Source organism: Testudinibacter sp. P27/CKL/0425 (assembly GCF_052931395.1).
On the sequence record NZ_CM128801.1, the window covers coordinates 812,589 to 838,032 of the forward strand.

Sequence of the window (25,444 nt, forward strand, 5' to 3'; positions counted from 1 at the left end):
TTTCGGCATTTTCGCTTTCTATTTGAGACTGACTTAAAAGGACACCAACATGAAATCTTTTTTAAAGTTAAGCAGTTGCGCAAGCCTGTTAATCAGCAGCCTTGCCTTTTCGAGCGCACAAGCCTACGAGCAAGACCGCACTTATCAATTCACCGTAATGCACATCAATGATCTGCATGGGCGTTTCTGGCAAAACCAAAACGGCGAATACGGCCTGGCGGCACAGAAAACCTTGATCGATCGCATTCGTAAGGAAGTTGCCGACAAAGGCGGCGAAGTGATTTTGCTGAACGTGGGCGATTACAACACCGGCATTCCGGAATCGGATCTGCAAAATGCCAAGCCGGATATTGAAGCGATGAACCTGATTGGTTATGAAGCACTGACTCTTGGCAACCATGAATTTGATAACCCGCTGCAGTTGTTGGATATGCAGCAAGGCTGGGCGAAATTCCCGTTCCTGTCCGCCAATGTGTTTAACAAAAAAGACGGTAAGCTGCTGGTCAAGCCTTACACCATGTTGGATAAACAAGGGCTGAAAATTGCGGTGGTCGGCTTAACCACTGAAGACACCGCCAAACTGGGCAATCCGGAATTTATTTCGAATGTGGAATTTGTCCGTCCTGCGGAAGCGGCAAAATCGGTGCTGGCGACGATTGATAGCAACGAGAAGCCGGATATTAAAATCGGTTTGACTCACATGGGCTATTACCACGACGCGAACTATGGCTCCAATGCACCGGGCGATGTTTCGCTGGTGCGCGAGCTGGACAAAGGCGCATTTGATATGGTGATTGGCGGACACAGCCACGATACCGTCTGCATCAATGACGATGGCAGCTTCAATGAAAAATACAAACCGGGCGACGCCTGTAAACCGGCGTTTGAAAACGGCAGCTGGATTATGCAAGCCGGCGAATGGGGCAAATATGTCGGACGCGCAGATTTTGAGTTTAAAAACGGCGAGTTGAAGCTGGTGAATTATCAGTTAGTGCCGGTTAACCTGAAAGACAAAGTGAAAAATGCCGAAGGCAAAAGCGAATATGTGCTGTTCCAAGAGGAAATTCCTGCTGACGCTGAATTATTAGCGCATTTGAAAGCCTATCAAGACAAAGGCGATGAGCTGCTGGGCGTGGAAGTGGGCAGCGTGAACGAGCGTTTAGAGGGGGACCGCAATGTGGTGCGCTTCCAACAAACCAACTTAGGACAGCTGATCGCCCGTTCGCAAAAAGAACGCGCCAAAGCCGATGTCGGGATTATGAATTCCGGCGGTATTCGTGCCTCGATTGAGCCGGGCAAAGTCACTTATAAAGACATTCTGACCGTGCAGCCGTTCGGCAATATCATCAGTTATGTTGAATTGAGCGGTGCCGACTTGATTGATTATCTGAACGTGGTGGCGTTGAAAGAGGTGGACTCCGGCGCGTATGCACAATTTGCCGGCATCGCGATGACTGTCGATCGCGCAGCGAAAAAAGTCTCCGACGTGAAAATTAACGGCGCGCCGTTGGATTTGAAAAAAACCTATCGCATTTCACTGCCGAGCTACGTTAACACCGGGTTTGTCGATGCGGAAAGCCTGAAGCTCTATTTTGAGGAAAATTCACCGATCGACGCCAAACAGTTTAAGGCGAATGACGAGATTATTTATAAATAATCCTAGACAGCAAGCATAGATCTTGTGGCTAAAATCCGATATTGTAACGCTCAATATCGGATTTTTCTTTTTTCATTAAACGGATGATTATGTTTAGTAAACCGCACTTTGCTCGTAGGCTGACGCTGTTCAGCCTGTTTTTATTGTTGACCACGGCGGTGGTGAATGCTGCATTTGCCGGTGGGCTATTTGCCAGCAAGAAAGAGCGGTTTTTGCCGCCACATGAAGCGTTTATGTTCTCTGCGCAAGCCGAGCAAAACCAGCTGAATTTAGATTGGCAAATTGCCGACGGCTATTATTTGTATAAAAAAGAGCTGGCGGTTGAAGACGCAAACGGCAAAATCGAAGGCTTAAGTTTGCCGAATGCCGAATTACATCAAGACGAATTTTTCGGTGAAGTGGAAATTTATCGCAACCAATTGGCATTTTCAGTGCCGACCCACAACCGCAACGGCAAAATTTTGGTGCATTATCAAGGCTGCACTAGCGGCTTCTGCTATCCGCCGCAAACCGAAGAAATTGAGCTTGGCGTTTTGGCAGGTGCGGCAAGCAGTGCGGATGCCAGTACGCCGACGGTGAGCAGCCCGGCGGCGAATGCTCCGGCAGTAGACGACAGCCTGTTTAATCAAAACAGCACCGAACAACTGGCAAGCACCTTGGGTGAAAACAAATTCAGTATTTTCTGGTTTTTCGTATTGGGATTAGGCTTGGCGTTCACGCCGTGTGTGCTGCCGATGTTGCCGCTGTTGTCGTCAATTGTCATCGGGCAGAAAGAGCGCCCGCAAAGCCTGCGCGCGTTGCTGCTGAGTTTGGTGTATGTGCAGGGCATGGCGCTAACCTATACCGCACTTGGCTTAATGGTGGTGGCGATCGGCTTGCCGTTTCAGATTGCGCTACAAAGCCCGGTAGTGCTGATTGCGTTCTCGATTCTGTTTATCGTGCTGGCAGGCTCGATGTTTGGGCTGTTTACTTTGCAATTGCCGTCGGGTTTGCAAAACAAATTGAACCAGCTCAGCCAAAAACAGAGCGGCGGCGCCTATTGGAACGTATTTTTAATGGGCATGATCGCAGGGCTGGTGGCTTCGCCTTGCGTCAGTGCGCCGCTTTCCGGCGCGTTGCTGTATGTGGCGCAAAGCGGTGATTTTGTGATCGGCGGTTTGAGTTTGTATCTGCTGGCGCTGGGCATGGGGATTCCGCTGGTGCTGGTGACGCTGTTCGGCAATAAAATTCTGCCGAAAGGCGGTGCATGGCAGGAAAAAGTCAAAATCGCATTTGGCTTTGTGATGCTCGCGGTGCCGGTATTCCTGATTTCACGCTTACTGCCGGAAGTGTGGGGAAACCGCTTGTGGTCGCTACTGGGCGTGTCGTTCTTTATTTGGCTGACCGCCACAATCAGCGACAAAAAATCAATGCTCGGGATTAAACTGCTGCCGTTGGTTGCCGCGATTGTGGTGGCACAGCCGCTGGTGGATTGGGTGAAGCCATTGTTCAACGGCGAAACGCAAAGTGCGGTTCAGCCAGCAGTGCAGCACGCGGAATTTGGCGAAGTTGCCGATTACAACGAGCTGCAACAAGCCTTAAGCCGCAATGCGGGCAAAATCACGATGTTGGATCTGTATGCCGACTGGTGTGTGGCATGTAAGGAATTTGAGAAATATACCTTCAGTGATCCGCAGGTGCAGCAGCAATTCGCACAAATGAATTTACTGCGCGCCGACCTGACCCGTAACAGCCCGCAAAACCGCACTTTGATGGAACAACTCAGCGTGGTCGGATTGCCGACGATTATTTTCTTCGATCAACACGGCAAAGAGATCCCACAAAGCCGAATCAGCGGATTTTTAGATGCTAAGCAATTTAACGAATGGGTGAGACCGTTGTTGGAACGACAGTAAAAGAAGAAAGCAGAATCAGCGCGATCAGGCTGAAAAGAGAAAACGATGGTGTATAGAATACCATCGTTTTTTTATTTACTTTTCCAATAATCCCGACATTTAACGCTCTGGTCTAATTTTAGATAAAGTGTGATATATGTCACAGAATGATGGATTGTATTCCCGTAAATTCGAGCCCTTTGTATTTATTAGCTCAACTATAAAGGGAGAAAAACATGTTTGTATCGAAGTCTTTATCTTATTCACACAACCTAAATCGACACTTTAAATTAAAACTCAGTGTTGCGCTGCTGCTCGGCGCGTTATATCCGATCCAGCCTGTGTCGGCAGCCCAGGGCGACAGCGCGCTATTGGATGAAATTAAAGTCGTGGAAACCGAGGCAAGTTTCAGCAGTGATCCGCTTTCAGGGGTTCCGAAGCAGAATGATATTGTGGTGACTAAGCAAAAATTAAAACGGGCGGCAAGCACACTGGGCAATGCGCTGTCTGACGAATTGAGCGTGCACAGCAATCAGTTCGGCGGCGGTGCCAGTGCGCCGGTGATTCGCGGTCAAGAGGGCGTGCGTTTGAAAATTCTACAAAATGGCTCGGATGTGATCGATATGTCGCAACTCTCGCCCGATCATGCGATTGGGGTTGATACCTTAATAGCGGAGCGCGTTGAGATCCTGCGCGGTGCGCCCACGTTGTTGTATGCCAATGCTTCGCCTGCCGGGGTGATTAATGTGATTGATAATCGCATTCCGACCCAAATTCCCGAACGCGGTTATCAAGCGGATTTCAACTTGCGTTACAACACGAACAGCAATGAAAAATTAGCGACCGGTGGCATTACTCTTGGCTTGGGAGAGCATATTGCGCTGCGTTTTGAAGGTTTAACCCGCGATTCAAATAACTACCATGTGCCGGAATTTAATTTGGGCAAGAAAATTGATTTCGTGCCGGACACCTTCAATAAAACCAATTCCGGCACTTATGCTCTGTCATTTCTTGGTGAGCGCGGCTATTTGGGTGTGGCTTACAATGAACGGCGGGAAGTATACGGTTTGCCGGGGCATAATCATTCGTTAGATACTTGCGGCGCACATATTTGGGGGCGCAATCCTGAGAGCGATTACTTTTTAGAGATCTATCCGCATCGCATGCGCAATTCGGATCTGGTGAATACCCACTTCCACTGCGGTTCAAATCACGTGTTAGGCGGCGCACACAGCCATGATAATCCTTATGGACACAAGCATGATCACACCCTTGGCGGACCAGTGGTGGATTCGTTATCTTAGAGCTATGACATTCGCGCTGAGTTGCAACAGCCGTTCCGCGGCTTTGACAAGTTGCGGATAAGTTATTCGGCGACAGATTATAAACATGACGAACGAGATGGCAGCATTCCGGTGAATCTATTCAAAAAATAAAGGCTATAACGTGCGCTTAGAGCTGTTGCATCAAGAAATTGCAGGCTTAACCGGCGTCTGGGGCGTGCAGTATCAAACCGCAACCAGCAGCGCCAACATTCCTCGGCTTCCGCCTTGCAGCAACAGCTTTGAGGCGGGTGGCAATCAATGTTGCCCTGAAAAAATCAGCCCGAATGATCGCAAACAATGGGCGTTGATTGAAAACAGTAACAAGCAGTTAAGCTTTTTTGCAATAGAGCAGCTGCGAAAAGGCAACTGGCTGTTTGATCTGGGCGTGCGAACCGAAAGACAACAGATTCCGATCAAATATGATGCCGCCAATCTGCGCCAAATTAAGAAAGAGCTGGAGTGCTCAAATTGGTTTGGGGTGGTAAGCTGTTCGCCGGGCTCTCTCAACGATCCTGATTTATCCACTTACCACAAATGGGCGACTTCTTATTCCAGCTCGGCGACTTGGAATTTCCATCCGGATTATTCGCTGTCTTTCGCGTTTTCCCATAATGAACGTCACCCGACACCAATGGAGTTGTATTATCACGGCAAACATCTGGCAACGGTATCGTTTGAATATGGCAACCGCGATCTAAATAAAGAGGTATCGAATAATTTTGAAGCCGGATTGAGTTATGTCGGCGACAAGCTGAGTTATCATGTCGGCGTTTATTACAACCGATTCAAAAATCGGATTTTCAATCAAACACTGGCGAAAGAGGGCAATCTCGCCTTAAACCGTTATTCACAATCCAAAGCGGTTTATTATGGTGCCGAAGGACGGATTGATTACCAATTTTTACCGGAATTGAGCGCCGGTTTGTTTGGGGATTATGTCCGTGGAAAATTGTTCGGCTTACCGCCAACGTATAAAGTCGATCATCTTTTTAATACTGAAACCTTGATTCCACAAGCCGATCAAAATGCACCGCGAGTGCCGCCGATGCGCTTGGGTTTGCGGATGAATGCGGATTTAAGCGAGCATCTGTCAGGCTCGTTGGAATACACTTATGTTCATCAACAGAAAAAAGTTGCACCGCTAGAGAATAAAACCGCTGGATACCGTTTGCTTAATGTCGGGCTGAATTATTCCGATCGTATTGCGCAAATGGATTATGCGCTATTCGTGCAGGCGAATAATCTGTTAAACCAAAAAGTGTATTCGCACACCTCGTTCTTGCCGTTTGTACCGCAAATGGGGCGAAATATCACGCTAGGGGTGAATTTTAGCTTTTAGCTAGAATTGTCGGAAAGTGCTAAACCGCACTTGGTATGATAAATAAAAAACGGCTCTGGTTAGAGCCGTTTTTGTTGAGAACAGATTAGAAGCGGTAAGATGCTAAGAACGAAAATACATTGGATTTACTTTTGCCAGCAGTATCTTTTGAGTGTTGGCGAGTATATTCCGCGCCGACTTCTACATTCTGTGCAAGTGCATATTTAGCACCTAGGCCATAACCGAGGCCTTTAATCTAGAATGAGTCATCGCCATCCCATTTTGCTCTACCGTAGTCATAATTGACTTTCACATACGGCAATAAGTTAGGCAGCACACGGTAACCTTGGGCGTAGCCAACGCTAAAGTTACGCGTTCTTTTTAAGCGATCGCCTTCATCTTCTGCCAGTTTACCGCTTTTGCCTAGCTGGATACCGGCTTGGGCTAAACCGACAAAATCATTGCCGAAATCAAAACCGTAATCAGCAACCAGCTCTACAGATGAAGCGCGTTTAGCGGAGCCACTGACATCACTGCCTTTGAATTTTTCAGTATTGACTTGTAACCCGATAGACGGACCAACAAAAGTTTGTCCGGCAGGGGCGGCAACTACATTGGCAGAAACAACAGCGCCTGCAATGATGGTAGTTAAGACTAGTGCTTTTTTCATAATAATTTCCTCAAATTAAAAACTCCAAATGGCGGAATAATCTTATCATTGGGAAAAAGAAAAAGTCAATTTCTAATCATAGTTAGCATTATTGGACATAAAAAAACGGCTCTAAATCGAGCCGTTTTGCTTGAGCCATAATCTGCTGATTATAACCCTAATGCTTTTTTCACGCCTTCGCCGTAAGCCGGATCGCATTTGAAGCAGTTGTCGATATGGCGTTGCTTGATGAAATCAGGCGCGTCGCCCATTGCGCGGGCGGTGTTGTCGAACAGCACTTGTTTTTGTTCGGCGCTCATCAATTGGAACAGCGCTCGTGGTTGGGTGAAGTAGTCGCTGTCGTCTTCACGGTAATCCCAGAAATCGGCATCGCCGGTGATTTTCAATGGCGGCTCTTTATATTGCGGCTGCTCTTGCCAGTAACCGAAGCTATTTGGCTCATAGTGAGGTGCGCTGCCATAATTGGCATCGACACGTCCTTGACCGTCGCGATGGTTGCTGTGTACCGGACAACGCGGTTTGTTCACCGGAATTTGTGTGAAGTTCACGCCTAAACGGTAGCGCTGTGCATCGGCATAGTTAAACAAACGAGCTTGTAACATACGGTCAGGAGAAACACTGATACCCGGTACTAAGTTGCTTGGCGCAAATGCTGATTGTTCCACATCTAAGAAGAAGTTTTCCGGATTGCGGTTCAATTCAAACTCACCCACTTCGATCAACGGATAATCGGCTTTCGGCCAGACTTTGGTTAAGTCGAACGGGTGGTAAGGCACTTTTTCCGCATCGGATTCCGGCATGATTTGCACGAACATCGTCCATTTCGGGAAGTCGCCGCGTTCAATCGCGTCATACAGATCTTTCTGATGACTTTCACGATCTTTACCGACAATCGCTTCCGCTTCGGCATCGGTCAGGTTTTTGATCCCTTGTTGGGTTCTGAAGTGGAATTTCACCCAGAAACGCTCGTTATCGCTGTTGATAAAGCTATAGGTGTGTGAACCGAAACCGTGCATATGACGGTAGCTTGCCGGAATGCCGCGATCGCTCATCACAATGGTTACTTGGTGGAACGCTTCCGGTAACAGTGTCCAGAAATCCCAGTTGTTGGTTGCGCTGCGCATATTGGTGCGCGGATCACGTTTCACCGCTTTATTCAAATCCGGGAATTTACGCGGATCACGCAGGAAGAACACCGGCGTATTGTTGCCGACCATATCCCAGTTGCCTTCTTCGGTGTAGAACTTCAGCGCAAAGCCGCGAATATCGCGCTCGGCATCAGCCGCACCGCGTTCACCGGCTACGGTGGTGAATCGGGCAAACATTTCGGTTTTTTTGCCGATTTCGCTAAAAATTTTGGCACGGGTGTATTGGGTAATATCGTGTGTCACGGTGAAGGTTCCGAATGCGCCGGAACCTTTAGCGTGCATACGACGCTCAGGAATAACTTCGCGCACGAAGTTGGCGAGTTTTTCATTCAGCCATAAATCTTGTGCCAATAACGGACCGCGCGGACCTGCGGTCATGCTGTTTTGGTTATCGACAACCGGCGCGCCGCCGTTGGTGGTTAAATGGCTATAAGGGCATTTTGCTTTTTCTTGACTCATATAATTCATCCTTTTGGTAAAGTTCATAGGGTCTAACATCAGGGTACGACTTAGCCTGGTAGCAGGCAGTTGAGGCTATACTAACAAGAACAAAAAAAATTATCTTATATGGATTTGATAGCAAATGGCTATTATTTGATATAAATCAATTTGCAAAAGTAATAAATAAAATGTCTATTTTTAAAGTATCATGAGGTGGCGTTAGAGTATAAGTGCGGTTTCTTGAGCAAACCGCACTTGGCATTTACGGCAAAGTTAGGCCAGCCATTGCTCGACGAGTTTATCATCAATCAGCTTGCGCGACCACATACTGCCAAAATCCGGTTCGGGAAATTTGTTGTGGTTATAGGCAATGAGCTTGACGAAATCAAACGCCGCGTGCGGATAATCGTTGATCAATAGCAACGCAAACAGCCCGTCTTCCGACCAGCAGATCTGTAATTTGCGCGGTGTTTCTTTTTCCGAAACCGCACTTGCGTTATAAATATGTAGTGAATCGACAATCGGCATTTGAGTTTGGCGGGTGTCGAGCGCATAAAAGTAGCCGGTGTCGCCGTCGTCTTCAAAAATCACCGATAAATAATCGTGCTTATCAGATGCGGTGCCGACTTGCTTTTGTTGCCCGATAAACAGTTGGTCTTCAAGGGTTAAATAAAACATAGGAATTCCTTATAGCCGTCAGGGAAGCGGTAATAAAAAAGGTTGTTTGAATCGCTTCAAACAACCTTTTGCTATTCAATCAACGCGCGAATTACGCTTGACCTTTCACTTCTTTCAAACCGTTGAAAGGTGCTTTTTCGCCCAATGCTTCTTCGATACGAATCAATTGGTTGTATTTCGCCACACGGTCAGAACGGCTCATTGAACCGGTTTTGATTTGACCTGCTGCAGTACCGACTGCTAAATCAGCAATAGTCGCATCTTCGGTTTCGCCTGAACGGTGAGAGATAACCGCAGTGTAGCCCGCATCTTTCGCCATTTTGATCGCAGCCAAGGTTTCGGTTAATGAACCGATTTGGTTGAATTTGATCAAGATAGAGTTTGCGATGCCTTTTTCGATCCCTTCTTTCAGGATTTTGGTGTTGGTTACGAACAGATCGTCGCCGACCAATTGAACACGGTCGCCCAATACTTTAGTTTGGTACGCAAAACCGTCCCAGTCAGATTCGTCTTGACCATCTTCAATAGATACGATTGGGTATTCTTTGGTCAACTCTTCTAAGTAGTGAGTGAACTCTTGAGAAGTAAAGGTTTTGCCTTCACCTTTCATTTCGTAGTTGCCGGTTTCTTTGTTGTAGAACTCAGAAGAGGCGCAGTCCATTGCTAAAGTAACGTCTTTGCCTAATACATAACCCGCTTTTTCTACCGCTTCTTTGATACACGCCAATGCGTCTGCGTTAGATGCTAAGTTTGGTGCGAAACCACCTTCATCACCTACAGCGGTGTTCAAGCCTTTGCCTTTTAATACTTTGGCTAAGTTGTGGAACACTTCAGCACCGATACGCAATGCTTCACGTAAGGTTTTCGCGCCAACAGGCTGAATCATGAACTCTTGAATGTCCACGTTGTTGTCTGCGTGCTCACCACCGTTGATGATGTTCATCATTGGCAACGGCATAGAGTAAACGCCCGGAGTACCGTTCAATTCAGCAATGTGAGCGTAAAGTGGCAAGCCTTTAGATGCTGCCGCTGCTTTTGCATTCGCAAGAGAAACCGCAAGAATGGCGTTTGCACCGAAGTTAGATTTGTTTTCTGTGCCGTCTAAGTCGATCATGATTTGGTCGATTTCAGCTTGGTTAGTCGCATCTTTGCCAACCACTGCCGCAGCAATTGCGCCGTTTACCGCTTCAACCGCTTTCAGAACGCCTTTGCCTAAGAAACGGCTTTTATCACCGTCACGCAATTCCAACGCTTCGCGTGAACCGGTAGAAGCACCTGACGGCGCTGCCGCTAAACCAACGAAGCCACCTTCCAAATGCACTTCTGCTTCAACGGTTGGATTTCCACGAGAATCGATAATTTCACGACCAATTACTTTAACAATTTTTGCCATTGTATTTTCCTCTTGTGATTAAATTGAAATCAATACTAAAAATCTGAGCTATATACTAAAGGGATTTGTTTTATTTGTCTTGTAAAAAGTGCAGGAATGGCGATTCCTGCACTGAATTATTTTTTAATTTTAACAAATTAATTACTTTTTCTGATGTTCTTTCGCAGCTTTAACAAATCCGCTAAATAAACGGTGTCCGTCACGTGGGGTGGAGGTGAATTCCGGGTGGAATTGTGCTGCCACAAACCATGGGTGGTTCGGGATTTCGATGATTTCCACCAGCTTTTTATCCGCCGATAAGCCGCTCACTTTCAGCCCTGCCGCTTCGATTTGCGGCAACAGGTTGTTGTTGACTTCATAGCGGTGGCGGTGGCGCTCTTCAATGGTGTCCGCACCGTAAATCTCACGGGCTTTCGAGCCGTCTACTAAATGACAAAGCTGTGCGCCTAAACGCATGGTGCCACCCAGATCAGAACTTTCACTACGGGTTTCCACCTTGCCTTCGGCATCTTGCCATTCGGTGATCAACCCCACCACAGGGTATGGGGTATTTTTGTCAAATTCAGTTGAGTTGGCGTTCGTTAACCCCGCAACATGACGCGCAAATTCAATCAACGCCACTTGCATGCCCAAACATATGCCTAAATACGGAATGTTGTTTTCGCGCGCGTATTGGGCGGTCATGATTTTGCCTTCAACGCCACGATAACCAAAGCCGCCCGGCACTAAAATGCCGTCTAAACCTTTCAGTAAATCCGTGCCTTTGGATTCCACATCTTGTGAGTCAATGTATTTAATGTGTACGCTTAAGCGGTTGCTTAAGCCCGCGTGTTTCAACGCTTCGTTCACTGATTTGTAAGCGTCCGGCAATTCAATATATTTGCCGACCATGCCGATAGTCACATCACCATTGCTCGGGTTGCTTTCACGGTACAGAACTTGCTCCCACTCGCTTAAATCCGCTTCCGGCGCGTCAAAGTGGAAGCGTTGGCAGATGTAGTCATCTAAGCCTTGTGATTTCAACATTGCCGGAATTTGATAGATCGAGCTGACATCTTTCAGTGACACTACCGCTTTTTCCGGTACGTTACAGAACAGCGCAATTTTCGCCCGTTCATTCGCCGGAATCGAGCGATCGGAGCGGCAAATCAGAATATCCGGCTGGATCCCGATTGAGAGTAACTCTTTAACCGAATGTTGAGTTGGTTTAGTTTTCAGCTCGCCTGCGGCGGCAATGTAAGGAACCAGCGTTAAGTGCATAAACAAAGTGCGGTCACGCCCCACTTGTACCGCCAATTGACGCAGCGCTTCCAAAAACGGCAGAGATTCAATATCGCCAACCGTACCGCCGACTTCCACAATCGCCACGTCATGATCCGCTGCGCCGTCGATCACGCGCGCTTTAATTTCATTGGTAATGTGCGGAATCACTTGAATAGTTGCGCCTAGATAGTCGCCGCGGCGCTCTTTGCGCAACACTTCGGAATAGATTTTACCGGTGGTGAAGTTGTTGCGTTTGGTCATTTTGGTGCGGATAAAACGCTCATAATGCCCCAAATCCAGATCGGTTTCGGCACCGTCTTGGGTTACGAACACTTCGCCGTGCTGAATCGGGCTCATTGTGCCGGGGTCAACGTTGATATAGGGATCAAGTTTCATCATGGTTACGTTCAAACCACGCGCTTCTAAAATTGCAGCCAGTGATGCCGCTGCAATACCTTTACCGAGGGAAGATACGACACCGCCCGTCACAAAAATATAATTGGTAGCCATTTGAAATCCAGTTGTGTATGAGATGATTTTGGGATAAGAAAGTCTTATCAGGACGGGACAATAGTGTATATCAAAGTACGGTTAAACTCAAATGTTGATTCATGCGATTTCGTCGCGCATTTTGCTTGCGTTTTGCACAAAAATCCGTATTATCACCGCTCTTTTAATCAATAGTCGAAACGATTTATTTGGGTTCCCTCACCCCCAAACACAAACAAAAAGGTTATAACATGATTTCCACGTCTACGCTGTTTAATAGCAAACAGAAACGCAATGCGTTAATTATTCTCAGTTTTTTTCATATTTTAATCATCACTGCCAGTAATTATCTGGTGCAATATGCCTTTGAAGTGCGGTTGCCGTTCAGCGATTTTAGCTTTCACACCACTTGGGGCACGCTGACTTTTCCGTTTATTTTTCTCGCGACCGATTTAACCGTGCGGGTGTTCGGTGCAAAAGAGGCGAGGCTGATTATTTTTATGGTGATGATCCCAGCACTGGTGATCAGCTATTTGGTCTCAACCCTGTTTGTCGATCAACAATATCAAGGGCTAACCGCACTTTCGACCTTTAATCAATTTGTATTTCGGATTGCGATTGCCAGCTTTGCCGCCTACGTTTTCGGGCAGTTGCTGGACGTGCTGGTGTTTAACCGTTTGCGCCGATTGCAACGCTGGTGGATTGCACCAAGCTGCTCGATGACCTTCGGCAGTGCTTGCGATACCTTGATGTTTTTTGCCATCGCCTTTTATCAGAGCAGTGATCCGTTTATGGCGGAGAACTGGCTTGCATTGGGCTTTGTCGATTATCTATTCAAGCTGTTTATCGGCTTATTGTTCTTTGTGCCGGCGTATGGCGTGGTGCTGAACATAATTTTGAAAAAACTGCAGCAGTTGGCGAGCGTTCGCCAACCGGCTTTAAATTAATTTTTTAACCACTAATAAGGATAACGCAATGGATTTAAGACAAGCGATTGCCAGAAGTTCGATGAGCCCGTTCCAATGGGGCATTGTGATGTTGGCGTTTTTACTGAACGTGCTGGACGGTTTCGACGTGTTGGCGCTTGCCTTCACTGCCTCGGCGATTAAAACCGAGTTTGCTTTAAGCGGCGCGGAAGTCGGCTATCTGTTAAGTGCGGGGCTGGTCGGAATGACCATCGGCTCACTGTTTTTAGCACCGCTGGCAGATAAATTCGGGCGTCGTCCGTTGTTGTTGATCTCAGTGCTGCTTTCCACGCTGGGTATGTTGATGTCGGGATTTGCAACCGATCACTATCAATTGGCACTCTGGCGGGTGATCACCGGGCTGGGCGTGGGCAGTATTTTGGCTTGTACCAACGTAATTGTCAGTGAATACTCCTCCCGCAAATGGCACGGTTTGGCGATTAGTTTGTATGCCGCGGGCTTCGGCATCGGCGCGGTGTTAGGCGGAATGTCGGCGCGTTTCCTGCAAATGAGCTACGGCTGGCAGTCGGTGTTTTTTGTCGGTGCGGCGTTGACCGGCTTCTGTTTTATCGTGATTTTCTTCTTTTTGCCGGAATCGATCGATTTCTTAATGAGTAAGAAACCGAAAAATGCGCTGCAACACTTACAGAAAATTGCCAAGCGTTTGAAATTGGACGGCGACTGGACATTAATCGGCTCAAACCAACCGCAGCAACAACCGCGCGGCATTTTAGAACTGTTTTCGCCGAATTATTTAAAAATCACCCTGCTGATCTGGGCGGCGTTTTTTACCATTATGTTCAGCTTCTATTTTATCAGTTCGTGGACGCCTGCACTGTTAGAGCAAGCGGGCATGAGCAAAAATGAGAGTGTGAGCGTCGGCATGATGTTATCCCTCGGCGGCACTTGCGGCGCGTTGACCTTCGGGCTGTTCGCCAGCCGCTGGACGGCACGTCATATCCTGATTGTTTTTGGGGTGTTGGCAAGTTTGGCGATCGTCGGTTTTGTGTTCTCACTGCAAAGCGTCGGCTTTGCGTTTGTGTTGGGCATTTTGATCGGTAGTCTAATTAACGGCTGTATCAGTGGGTTGTATATTTTGAATCCAAGTCTGTATCAAGCCGAAATCCGCAGCACCGGCGTGGGTTTTTCAATCGGTGTCGGGCGTTTTGGGGCGATTTTTGCGCCGATTTTCGCCGGACATTTGTTAGATGCCGGTTGGCAGTCGAAAGATTTATATCTGGGTGCCGCGGCGGTGATGTTACTTTCTACGTTGGCGATTTATTTGCTGAAGCCGAAAGCGGCTGTTACCTCAATTTAGATTTTTCGCTTTGCGACTTAAATTTTTTCGCCTTTCGGCGACCATATATAAGTTACAAAAAACCGCACTTTTGCTTATAAAAGTGCGGTTTCAAGTCAAATACTTTACGTCGTGTTTTTTCTTCCCTTATGAACTGCCTGAGCGGGTGTGAAATTTGTAGGGAAATTTTTTTGTTTGAGCGAAGCGAGTCTGCCCGCAACGCGGGCGAATTAAAAATTTTCCGTTAAGCAAATTCACACTGAGCGAAGATAAGCAGTTCATTAGGGCGTGTTTTTTTGCTTACGTTTTTTGCACGAGCAAAAAAAGTAAGTCGCCGCCAGGCGAAATTGCGAGAGTGAATACACCAAGCAACTCGCCAGCGGCGACATCTTATCATTAAACCAAAGTGCGGTTAGCCCGCGATGCCTTTATGTCTTAACAACGCATCCAGTTGCGGTTCGCGACCACGGAAATGTTTGAACAGCGCCATCGGTTCTTCCGAGCCGCCGCGGGTCAGGATATGATCTAAAAACGCCTGCCCGGTTTGCGGATTGAAAATCCCTTGCTCCTCAAATAACGAAAACGCATCAGCCGACAGCACTTCCGCCCATAAATAGCTGTAGTAACCCGCTGAATAGCCACCGGCAAAAATATGGCTGAACGAATGCGGGGTGCGTACCCAATCCACCGCTTTGAACAGCGACACCTGATCTTTCACCGCACTTAGCGTTTCTAAGACGCGCGCGCCTTGCTGCGGCTGGTATTGATAGTGCAAACGGAAGTCGAAAATCCCGAATTCCAACTGGCGCAATACAAACATTGCCGCTTGGTAGTTTTTTGCCGCCAGCAGTTGATCCAGCTTGTCGCTTGGCAGTGGTTCGTTGGTTTGATAGTGTCCGGAAATAAAATCCAACGCCTCTTTTTCCCAACACCAGTTTTCCATAAACTGGCTTGGCAGCTCGACTGCATCCCAGGGCACACCGTTAATGCCGGATACGCCGTCGACGTCAATCAAGGTCAGCATATGATGAATGCCATGCCCGAATTCATGGAACAGGGTGGTGACTTCATCGTGAGTGAACAGCGCCGGTTTGTCGCCGATCGGCTTGTTGAAATTGCACACCAAATAGGCAACCGGAAGCTGGATTTCACCGTTGGCACGTTTTTTGCGCCCGATACAATCGTCCATCCACGCGCCGCCGCGTTTGTGTGGGCGGGCGTATAAGTCTAGGTAGAAGCTGCCGCGCAGTTGATCGGCGCTGTCGTACAGCTCAAAAAAGCGCACGTCATCATGCCACACGTCAATGTCAAACCGCTCTTGCGCACGAATGCCGAAAATGCGTTTCACCACTTCAAACAAGCCGTTTAACACTCGATCTTCAGGGAAGTAGGGACGCAGTTCTTCATCGTTAATCGCAAATAGGTGCTGTTTTTGTTTTTCACTGTAAAAAGTAATATCCCACGGCTGCAACTCGCTAATGCCGAAGGTGCTTGAGGTATACGCCGTCAGCTCCGCCAGCTCTTTTTCGCCTTGCGGTTTGGCGCGAGTGGCTAAATTTTCAAGGAAATCTAACACTTGTTGCGGATTTTCCGCCATTTTGGTGGCGAGGGAGTAGTCGGCATAGGTTGTGAAGCTGAGCAGTTGCGCCAATTCAAAGCGCAATTGCAAAATTTCTTCAATCAGTTCGCTGTTGTCCCACGTGCCGGCATTCGGGCCTTGATCGGAGGCGCGGGTGTTGAAGGCACGATACATCTCTTCGCGCAAAGTGCGGTTTTCGCAATAGGTCATCACCGGCAGATAGCTTGGAAACTCCAAAGTGAAGCGGTAGCCTTCCAGGTCTTTCGCTGCAGCCGCCTCTTTTGCCGCTTGCAGTGCTGATTCCGGCAAGCCTTGCAGCTCACTTTCATCAAGGATCACTTTGTCCCAGCCCATAGTCGCGTCCAGTACGTTATTGCTGAATTGCGAGCTGAGCTCCGACAGGCGGGCGACGATTTCGCCGTAGCGCTGCTGTTTTTCTGCGTCTAAGCCGATGCCGGATAATTCAAAATCGCGCAGGGTGTCGTTAATCGCTTTTTGCTGTGCTTGAGACAGAGTGGCAAATTCGGTGCTGTTTTTCAGTTGAGAATAAGCGTTGAACAGCCCTTGATGTTGTCCGATCCAAGTGCTGTATTCGGACAGCAGCGGCAAACAGGCTTGATAGGCTTCGCGCAGTTCGGGGCTGTTTTTCACCGCGTTCAAGTGGCTGACCGGCGACCAAGCACGCCCGAGGCGATCACCGGCTTCGCTTAACGGTTGAACGAAATTGTCCCAGCTGAAGTGCGGTTGTTGCAACACAGATTCTACGGTTTGGCGCGCGTCGGCAATCAGTTGCTCAATTGCCGGAACAACGTGTTCGGGCTGAATTTGGGAAAGGTGCGGTAGCCCGCTTTGATTTAATAAAGGATTCGACATGATTTTCTCTTGTTCTGATGATAGCGTTTAGAATAAGTGAGGTATGTTTTACCTTAATTCAAGACAACAATAAAGAAAAAGCACGAAAAGTGCGGTAAACTGTCGCACAATCAGTTGTGCAACAAAAAGGATTTATTATGCTGAGCTATCGCCACAGCTTCCACGCAGGCAATCATGCCGATGTGCTGAAACATTTGGTGGTGTTGTTGATCATTCGATCTCTGCAACAAAAAGACAAAGGCTTTTTCTATCTCGACACCCATGCCGGGGTCGGGCGCTATAACCTGACCGGCTACGAAGCGGAAAAAACCGCCGAATATCTGGAAGGGATCGCACGCTTGTGGCAGCGCGACGATCTGCCAAGTGAGATCGCCGATTATGTTGCACAAATTAAAAAACTCAATCACGGCTCACAATTGCGCCATTATGCCGGTTCGCCGTTGATTGCCGCCAACTTGCTGCGCCCGCAGGATCGCGCGTTGTTAACCGAACTACACCCGAGCGATTTCCCGTTGCTGCGCAATAATTTTAAACAATACGAAAACGTCACCTGCAAACGTGATAACGGCTACCAACAGCTGAAAGCCGCATTGCCGCCAAAAGAGCGGCGCGGGTTGGTGTTGATCGATCCTCCGTATGAGTTGAAAGAGGATTACGAACTGGTGGTGCGTGCGATTGAAGAGGGCTACAAGCGTTTTGCCACCGGCACGTATGCGATTTGGTATCCGGTGGTGCTGCGCCAACACGTTAAGCGGATTGTGCGCGGCTTGGAACAAACCGGCATTCGCAAAATTTTGCAAATTGAACTGGCGGTACGTCCGGATTCTGATCAGCGCGGCATGACCGCTAGCGGCATGATTGTGATCAATCCGCCGTGGACGTTGGAAGCGCAGATGAAATCGCTATTGCCGTATTTGTGTAAGGCGTTGGTGCCGGAAAATACCGCGTCGTGGAAAGTGGATTGGATTACGCCGGAATAAAACGTGGAATAGATTGTTACTGACAATCAAAATAATTAGTTTTATTGAATGGCTTTTCGCGGGCTTTTTCGACAGAATGAGCCAAATTTTATGGATTAATTCAGGTAAGGACAAAATAAAATGAGCAAACATTATGACTATCTGGCGATTGGCAGCGGCAGCGGCGGCATTGCCTCGATTAACCGTGCAGCGAGCTACGGCAAAAAATGTGCGATTATTGAAGCGCAATATCTGGGCGGTACTTGTGTCAATGTCGGTTGTGTACCGAAAAAAGTGATGTGGCACGGCGCACAAATTGCCGAGGCGATTAACTTGTATGCGCCGGATTACGGCTTTGATGTCAAATTGAACGGCTTCGATTTCTCGAAACTGGTCGAAAGCCGCCAAGCCTATATCGGGCGGATTCACCAATCGTATGAGCGCGTGTTGGGCAATAACAAGGTTGATGTGATCCACGGCTTTGCCAAATTCGTTAACAGCAACACAGTAGAAGTGAACGGCGAGCAGATCACCGCCGATCACATTTTGATCGCCACCGGCGGTCGTCCGTCTATGCCGAACGTAAAAGGCGCGGAATACGGCATTAATTCCGACGGCGTGTTTGCGCTGCAACAATTACCGAAACGCGTTGCCGTAGTCGGCGCAGGTTATATTGCGATCGAACTGGCGGGCGTGTTGCATAGCCTTGGCGTGGAAATGCACCTGTTTGTGCGCCAACACGCACCGTTGCGGAGTTTTGATCCGTTGATTGTCGAAACTTTGCTGGAAGTGTTGAATGCCGAAGGCCCTACCCTGCATACTCATGCCATTCCACAAGAGATTGTCAAAAATGATGACGGTAGCCTGACGGTGAAACTGGAAGACGGACGCAGCCAAACCGTTGATGCGCTGGTGTGGGCAATTGGACGTGTGCCGGCAACGGATAAGCTGAATTTGGAAGCGGCGGGAATTCAGACTAATGCCAGAGGTTATATCACGGTCGATAAATTCCAAAACACCAACGTAAAAGGCATTTATGCGGTGGGTGACAACACCGGCGCAGTGGAATTGACGCCGGTTGCGGTTGCGGCGGGTCGTCGTTTGTCTGAGCGCTTGTTCAACCACAAGCCGAATGAGCATTTGGATTACAATCTGATCCCGACCGTCGTGTTTAGCCACCCGCCAATCGGCACGATTGGTTTGACTGAGCCACAGGCGATCGAACAATACGGCGAAGCCAATGTGAAAGTGTATAAATCGTCGTTTACCGCAATGTACACCGCGGTGACTCAACACCGCCAGCCGTGCCGAATGAAACTGGTTTGCGCAGGCCCGGATGAAAAAATCGTCGGCTTGCACGGCATCGGTTTCGGGGTAGACGAAATGATCCAAGGCTTTGCAGTCGCCATCAAAATGGGTGCAACCAAAGCGGATTTCGACAACACCGTGGCGATTCACCCGACCGGTTCGGAAGAGTTCGTCACCATGCGCTAAGCCGCCAAGTGCGGTTTTCCTAGACCGCACTTTCGCTATCTTTAACCAAACCCGCCTTGTGCGGGTTTTGTCGTTTAGGCGATTGAGATTAGGGGCGGTTTTTTGTATAGTGAGGCATCAAATTCGTTTGAACATTACAATAATAACTCATTTTCAGCCAGCCCCCTTTGGCGGCTGAATGCCGTTTATGATAAAAGGAGAATTCGGGTGTCCACCAAAATTTTATTAGTGGAAGATGAAGTCGCTATTCGTGAAATGGTGGCGTTAGTCTTGCTGCAACAGGGCTATGAAGTGATGGAAGCGGGCGACTACCGCAGCGCGATCCGTCAGGTCGGACAGCAAATACCGCACTTGGTGGTGTTGGACTGGATGTTGCCGGGCAAATCCGGCTTGCAGTTTTTGCAATATTTGAAACAGCATGACGAATGCGCCAAAGTGCCGGTGGTGATGCTGACTGCCAAAAGCGAAGAAGCGGATTGTATCGCCTGTTTGAATGCCGGCGCGGATGATTATGTCACCAAGCCGTTCTCGCCGAAAGAGCTGGTGGCACGGCTGAAAGCGGTGCTGCGCCGCAGCGGTTTTGAACAGACGGAACAAGTGCTGGAAATTGACGGGCTGGTGCTGGATAAAAACACTCATCGCGTCAGTTGCCAAAATCAAGAGATAACTCTCAGCTTGACCGAATTCAAATTGTTGAATTTCTTTATGAAACATCCGGAAAAAGTCTACAGCCGTGAGAAGCTGCTCGATCGGGTGTGGGGCGATGATATTTATGTGGAAGATCGCACCGTCGATGTATATATCCGCCGGTTGCGCAAAAGTCTGGAGAAGCACGGCTATGATCAATATATCCAAACGGTGCGCGGCGCCGGTTATCGCTTTTCCAAGCACGCCAAATAGGACACCGCCATGCTGAAAATGCCCTGTTTTAACTATGTGATTGAGGTCGCGGCGGCAGCGGCGGTTGCGGCGCTGTTCAGCTATTTCAGCGGCAGTTTTCTGGTGTGGTTTGTGTTGGTGCTGCTGCTGATTCTCATTTGGCATCACTACAACGAAACCCGTTTCCTCAAAATGCTGGATCGCAATCGGGTCAGCGATAAATATCAGATCGGCATTTGGGAAACCATCTCGCAAACCGTAGCATATCAAAAACGGCGCTCGCACAAAGAGCGGTTTAGAACGCTGCGGATTTTGTCGCGGTTGAATAAAAACATTCAATTCATTCCCGATGCTGTGATCATCTGTCATCAGGACGGACAAATTTATTGGTGCAATAATGCCGCACAGGAGCTGTTTTCATTTTTTTGGAATAAAAAAAGCCATAAAAACCTGCTGAATGTGATTTTCTACCCCGAATTTAAGCAATATTTCGAAAGCGGCGAACACCATACGCCGCTGGTGCTGATGCCGCATAGTGATCAATATATCGAAGTTAATTTAAACCGCTATGACGACGAAAACTATATGCTGATTGCACGCGACATCACCCAAATCATCAAACTGCTGCAAAGCCGCCAAGTGTTCCTTTCCAACCTGAATCACGAGCTGCGCACGCCACTGACGGTGCTGCAAGGCTATTTGGAAATGTTGGAAGATCGCAAAGCCTCGAAAACCCTGCACGCGCGGGCGGTGTCGATTATGCAGGAGCAGGTGCAACGCATGAGCAACTTGTTGCAACAACTGACTTTGCTGATCAAAATCGAAACCTCAAACGGCAGCGAAGCACTGGAAGTGGTCGATGTGCCGGCGATTTTGAAGTTATTGGCAAATGATTCGGAAATCTTGAGTGACAAAGCGCAAGTCGACTTTGAATTTGAACCGCACTTGAAGATCAAAGCCAACCCCAGCGAGCTGAACAGCATTTTATCCAACTTGGTGTATAACGCGATTCACCATTCTGAAGGCGACAAAATCGAGGTGAGCTGGAAAAAGAACGAGGCGGGCGCTTATTTTGAGGTGAAAGACAACGGCAAAGGCATTTCGCCGGAACACTTACCGCACTTGACCGAGCGTTTTTATCGGGTGCAGGATTCGCGCAGCCGGGACAGTGGCGGCAGCGGCATCGGACTGGCAATCGTCAAACACGCCCTAATGCACCTCAACAGCCACCTGCAAATCCGCAGCGAACCGGGCAAGGGCAGTATTTTTTCCTTCACCGTACCAAACGAATTTGTGGTGGAAGAGCGAGGCGAATAGCTAAAGTGCGGTTTCAAACCGCACTTTGAATTAGCGGCGAAACATATTGCCCAAGCCGCCCATTCCACCACCGCCCATCATGCCTTTCATGCCCTTCATCATTTTCGCCATGCCGCCTTTGCGCATTTTTTTCATCATTCGCTGCATTTCGGTGAATTGCTTCAGCATCTTGTTGAGATCTTGCACTTGAGTGCCTGAACCCAAAGCAATCCGACGCTTACGCGAGCCTTTGATGATATCGGGATTTTGCCGCTCTTTGAAGGTCATCGAGTTGATCATCGCTTCCATTTTGTTGAACATTTTGTCGTCGACTTGTCCTTTAACGTGATCCGGCAGGTTTTTGGCGCCGGGCAGCTTTTCCAGCATACTCATCATGCCGCCCATTTTTTTCATTTCGATCAATTGCTCACGGAAATCTTCCAGCGTGAATTCATCGCCCTTCTTGAATTTCTGCGCCATTTTTTCGGCTTTTTCTTTATCGACCGAGCGCTCTAAGTCTTCAATCAGCGACAGCACATCGCCCATGCCGAGAATGCGCGAGGCAACCCGATCCGGATAGAACGGCTCTAACGCATCGGTTTTTTCGCCCATCCCGAGGAATTTAATCGGTTTGCCGGTGATTTGGCGAATCGACAATGCCGCCCCACCGCGTGCATCGCCGTCAACTTTGGTTAAGATCACGCCGGTCAGCGGCAGCGCTTCGTTGAAGGCTTTGGCGGTGTTGGCGGCGTCTTGACCGGTCATCGCATCGACGGTGAACAGCGTTTCGATTGGGTTTAACGCAGCGTGCACCGCTTTGATTTCGTCCATCATTTCGCCGTCAACGTGCAAACGACCGGCGGTATCGACAATCAGCACATCATAAAATTTCAGTTTGGCGTGGGCTAACGCATCTTGCACAATCTGCACCGGTTTTTGTGCGGTGTCGGACGGAAAGAAATCGGCGTGTACCGTTGCCGCTAGGGTTTCCAACTGTTTGATCGCCGCAGGACGGTAAACGTCGGCAGAGACCACTAACACTTTTTTCTTATGGCGTTCGCGCAGGAATTTTGCCAATTTACCGACGCTGGTGGTTTTCCCTGCGCCTTGCAAGCCCGCCATTAAAATCACCGCCGGTGGTTGGCTGGCGAGATTTAGGGTTTCGTTCGCCTCGCCCATTGCCGCTTCCAGCTCGTTTTGTACGATTTTGACAAATTCTTGCCCCGGCGTCAGGCTTTTATTGACTTCAACGCCAACCGCGCGCTCTTTGACTTTGTTGATAAATTCACGCACCACCGGCAAAGCGACGTCGGCTTCCAGCAACGCCATCCGCACTTCGCGCAGCGTTTCTTTGATATTGTCTTCGGTTAAGCGCCCGCGCCCGCGAATATTGCGCAGGGTATTGGAAAGGCGATCGGATAAGTTTTCAAACATAATATAAATTCCTGTAGCGAATACCGCACTTTATCATCTCAAGGCGGAGTGGTGCGGAAAGATAGTGCCGATTATACAAGATTTCCGCTTATTTTCACCCTTAAACCATTTTGTAGTAGAAAAATTGGGTTAAAACTGGTACTTTCAAGCGAAATCATTATCAATAAATTCAAACCGAAGGACGAGAATTCAGGTTATGTACATCTTCGCCGTATTGTCGATTATCGCCTATCTTATCTGCACCGTTTCTCTGTTGCCACAGTTGCTGCTGGCGCAAGGCGGCGACGGCGCATCAGCCGATAAAAAACCGAACCGCAGCCGTTTTATTTTCAGCTCGGCGGTGGCGCTGGTGCTGCATGCGGTTTTTATTCAGCAACTGTTTGCCAACGGCAGTGAGTCGTATAATTTTACCTTGCTGAATATTCTGAATTTGATGACCCTGCTGATTGTATTGTTGGTCACTATGGCGCTGTCGCATTTGAACACGCTGTGGTTTTTATTGCCGATTGTGTACAGCTTCGCGATTTTGGGCATTTTAGCGGCGGCGCTGATTCCGGGGCATATCATTGCTTATTTCCAAGATAATACCGCTCTTTTAGTGCACATTTCATTGTCGTTGATTGCCTATGCGCTCTGCTTTATTGCGCTGTTGTATGTGTTGCAGCTCAATTGGCTGGATAACAAACTAAAACGCAAAAAAATCGTATTTTCGCCGATGATCCCCTCATTAATGACCGTTGAACGCCAATTTTTCAAAATTTTATGTGCCGGTGAACTGTTTTTAACCTTGGCATTGGTCAGTGGTGCAATTTCGTTACACAATTTTTTTGCACCGGAACAGATTCACAAAGTGATTTTCTCATTTCTGGCGTGGCTAGTGTTTGGGCTACTGCTAATGGGACACCGAAAACTGCATTGGCGCGGAAAGAGGGTGCTTATTTATACAATTTCAGGTATGATTCTGCTCACTATTGCTTACTTCGGCAGCCGGACGCTGTTGATGCTGTAAGCAAAGTCTGAAAGTGCGGTTCGCTCAAATTCATGGACACCGTCAGCAGCGCACTTTCGGCATGATTTCTTAACGGAAGGAAAATTTTTTGGACAGTATCCCCCTTAGTACGTTGTTTATCGTTTTAATCGTACTGCTTATTTGTTCTGCCTATTTCTCAGGCTCGGAAACCGGGCTGCTTTCACTCAACCGCTATCGTATGCGCTACCTTGCCGGACAAGGGCACAAAGGCGCTAAAAAAGCGGAACACCTGCTGAAACGCACCGACACTTTGTTAGGCTTGGTGTTGATTTTCAATAATATGGTCAATATTGCGGCATCGGCGATCGCCACCATTATCGGGATGCGATTATACGGCGATATGGGCGTGGCGATTGCCACCGGCGCACTGACTTTTGTTATGTTGGTGTTTTCCGAAATTTTGCCGAAAACCTTGGCGGCGATGTATCCGGAGCGCGTGGGTTTTACGACGAGTCATTTTTTAACCCTGCTATTAAAAATTTCGTTACCGCTGGTGCATTTCATCAATTTTTTCAGCAAATTGATTATGAAACTGATGCGGATTAAAACCGATCACAAAACCCATTCGATCAGCCCAGAAGAGCTACGCAGTATCGTACACGAATCGGGTAAATTTATTCCGTCCGCTCACCATGAAATGTTGCTGTCGATTTTGGATTTGGAACAGGTGACGGTGGACGACATCATGGTGCCGCGCAACGACATCGGCGGGATTGATATTGACGACGACTGGAAAGCGATTATGCGCCAGTTGAATCACGCGGCGCACAGCCGTGTGGTGCTGTATAAAGGCAATATGGACGAAAATGTGCTGGGAATGCTGCGGGTGCGTGAAGCCTATCGTTTAATGTTGGATAAAAACGAATTTAACAAAGAAACGCTGGTGCGCGCCGCCGATGAAATCTATTTTATCCCGGAAGGCACGCCGCTGAATACTCAGCTGCTGAATTTCAAAACCAACAAAGAGCGGATCGGGCTGGTGGTCGATGAATACGGCGATTTGAAAGGCTTGGTCACGCTGGAAGATATTCTGGAAGAAATTGTCGGTGAATTTACCACCTCGATGATGCCGTCGATTGAAGAGGAAGTCACCGAACAATCCGACGGCTCGGTGTTGATTGACGGGCAGGCGAATATTCGCGATTTGAACAAATTGTTCGGCTGGGATCTCAGCACCGAAGGGCCGCGCACTTTTAACGGCTTGATTCTGGAACATTTGGAGGAAATTCCGGCGGAAGGCGTGGTGTGTGAAATCGAGGGGCTGTTGATTACCATTCTGGAAGTTTCGGATAACATGGTGAAACAAGCGAAAGTGGTGGCGAAAAATATCGTGGAATAGCCCCACCGTCACGATCGATTCAACCGCACTTGGCATTTAAAAA

The 25,444-nt window shown here is 48.3% G+C and carries 16 protein-coding genes and 2 pseudogenes; 11 read left to right on the plus strand and 7 right to left on the minus strand.

Going from position 1 to position 25,444, the window contains the following annotated elements:
* The first annotated feature begins 49 nt into the window (after positions 1-49).
* From ushA to ACUHGC_RS04060, 3 genes and pseudogenes are all read left to right on the plus strand, one after another.
* On the plus strand, positions 50-1,657 hold the full coding sequence (gene ushA, locus ACUHGC_RS04050) for a bifunctional UDP-sugar hydrolase/5'-nucleotidase UshA (protein ID WP_446834374.1): 1,608 nt from the start codon (positions 50-52) through the stop codon (positions 1,655-1,657).
* Positions 1,658-1,746: 89 nt separating this feature from the next.
* On the plus strand, positions 1,747-3,552 hold the full coding sequence (locus ACUHGC_RS04055) for a protein-disulfide reductase DsbD (protein WP_446834375.1): 1,806 nt from the start codon (positions 1,747-1,749) through the stop codon (positions 3,550-3,552).
* A 215-nt stretch (positions 3,553-3,767) separates the two neighbouring features.
* A pseudogene (locus ACUHGC_RS04060) lies at positions 3,768-6,195 on the plus strand (TonB-dependent receptor).
* A gap of 85 nt (positions 6,196-6,280) precedes the next feature.
* On the opposite strand, the pseudogene ACUHGC_RS04065 reads toward ACUHGC_RS04060, so the two are convergent.
* From ACUHGC_RS04065 to ACUHGC_RS04085, 5 genes and pseudogenes are all read right to left on the minus strand, one after another.
* Positions 6,281-6,844: pseudogene (locus ACUHGC_RS04065) on the minus strand (porin family protein).
* 149 nt (positions 6,845-6,993) lie between these two features.
* Positions 6,994-8,451, minus strand: coding sequence for a catalase (locus tag ACUHGC_RS04070; protein ID WP_446834376.1), 1,458 nt, complete (start codon positions 8,449-8,451; stop codon positions 6,994-6,996).
* A 255-nt stretch (positions 8,452-8,706) separates the two neighbouring features.
* Positions 8,707-9,111 (minus strand): DUF2251 domain-containing protein, encoded by a 405-nt coding sequence (locus tag ACUHGC_RS04075; protein ID WP_446834377.1) that lies wholly within the window; start codon positions 9,109-9,111, stop codon positions 8,707-8,709.
* 91 nt (positions 9,112-9,202) lie between these two features.
* Positions 9,203-10,504 carry a phosphopyruvate hydratase gene (gene eno, locus ACUHGC_RS04080; RefSeq protein WP_446834378.1) on the minus strand — a complete coding sequence of 434 codons (1,302 nt, stop codon included), beginning with the start codon at positions 10,502-10,504 and terminating at the stop codon, positions 9,203-9,205.
* A 141-nt stretch (positions 10,505-10,645) separates the two neighbouring features.
* Positions 10,646-12,277: a CTP synthase gene (locus tag ACUHGC_RS04085; protein WP_446834379.1), complete on the minus strand. Its 1,632-nt coding sequence runs from the start codon at positions 12,275-12,277 to the stop codon at positions 10,646-10,648.
* Positions 12,278-12,507: 230 nt separating this feature from the next.
* On the opposite strand from ACUHGC_RS04085, the gene ACUHGC_RS04090 reads away from it, so the two are divergent.
* Both ACUHGC_RS04090 and ACUHGC_RS04095 read left to right on the plus strand, forming a co-directional pair.
* Complete coding sequence (locus tag ACUHGC_RS04090; RefSeq protein ID WP_446834380.1) at positions 12,508-13,203, plus strand: 7-cyano-7-deazaguanine/7-aminomethyl-7-deazaguanine transporter; 696 nt, start codon at positions 12,508-12,510, stop codon at positions 13,201-13,203.
* 28 nt (positions 13,204-13,231) lie between these two features.
* Positions 13,232-14,539: an MFS transporter gene (locus ACUHGC_RS04095; protein WP_446834381.1), complete on the plus strand. Its 1,308-nt coding sequence runs from the start codon at positions 13,232-13,234 to the stop codon at positions 14,537-14,539.
* A 391-nt stretch (positions 14,540-14,930) separates the two neighbouring features.
* Here ACUHGC_RS04095 and prlC read toward each other — a convergent pair whose 3' ends face one another.
* On the minus strand, positions 14,931-16,970 hold the full coding sequence (prlC, locus tag ACUHGC_RS04100) for an oligopeptidase A (protein ID WP_446834382.1): 2,040 nt from the start codon (positions 16,968-16,970) through the stop codon (positions 14,931-14,933).
* A 137-nt stretch (positions 16,971-17,107) separates the two neighbouring features.
* Between prlC and ACUHGC_RS04105 the strand changes: the two genes are divergently transcribed.
* The 4 genes from ACUHGC_RS04105 to phoR all read left to right on the plus strand — a co-directional run bounded on the left by ACUHGC_RS04105 (position 17,108) and on the right by phoR (position 21,619).
* Entirely contained in the window at positions 17,108-17,950 is an 843-nt protein-coding gene (locus ACUHGC_RS04105) for a 23S rRNA (adenine(2030)-N(6))-methyltransferase RlmJ (protein ID WP_446834383.1), read from the plus strand.
* 120 nt (positions 17,951-18,070) lie between these two features.
* Positions 18,071-19,423 carry a glutathione-disulfide reductase gene (gene gorA / locus ACUHGC_RS04110; RefSeq protein ID WP_446834384.1) on the plus strand — a complete coding sequence of 451 codons (1,353 nt, stop codon included), beginning with the start codon at positions 18,071-18,073 and terminating at the stop codon, positions 19,421-19,423.
* 207 nt (positions 19,424-19,630) lie between these two features.
* Positions 19,631-20,323 (plus strand): phosphate regulon transcriptional regulator PhoB, encoded by a 693-nt coding sequence (gene phoB / locus ACUHGC_RS04115; protein ID WP_446834385.1) that lies wholly within the window; start codon positions 19,631-19,633, stop codon positions 20,321-20,323.
* 9 nt (positions 20,324-20,332) lie between these two features.
* Positions 20,333-21,619 carry a phosphate regulon sensor histidine kinase PhoR gene (gene phoR / locus ACUHGC_RS04120; RefSeq protein ID WP_446834386.1) on the plus strand — a complete coding sequence of 429 codons (1,287 nt, stop codon included), beginning with the start codon at positions 20,333-20,335 and terminating at the stop codon, positions 21,617-21,619.
* Between the two features lie 30 nt (positions 21,620-21,649).
* Here the strand turns inward: phoR and ffh are convergent, their stop codons facing one another.
* On the minus strand, positions 21,650-23,032 hold the full coding sequence (gene ffh, locus ACUHGC_RS04125; protein WP_446834387.1) for a signal recognition particle protein: 1,383 nt from the start codon (positions 23,030-23,032) through the stop codon (positions 21,650-21,652).
* A 196-nt stretch (positions 23,033-23,228) separates the two neighbouring features.
* Between ffh and ACUHGC_RS04130 the strand changes: the two genes are divergently transcribed.
* Both ACUHGC_RS04130 and ACUHGC_RS04135 read left to right on the plus strand, forming a co-directional pair.
* Positions 23,229-24,041 (plus strand): cytochrome C assembly family protein, encoded by an 813-nt coding sequence (locus tag ACUHGC_RS04130; protein WP_446834388.1) that lies wholly within the window; start codon positions 23,229-23,231, stop codon positions 24,039-24,041.
* 88 nt (positions 24,042-24,129) lie between these two features.
* Positions 24,130-25,401, plus strand: coding sequence for an HlyC/CorC family transporter (locus ACUHGC_RS04135; protein ID WP_446834389.1), 1,272 nt, complete (start codon positions 24,130-24,132; stop codon positions 25,399-25,401).
* Positions 25,402-25,444: the final 43 nt, after the last annotated feature.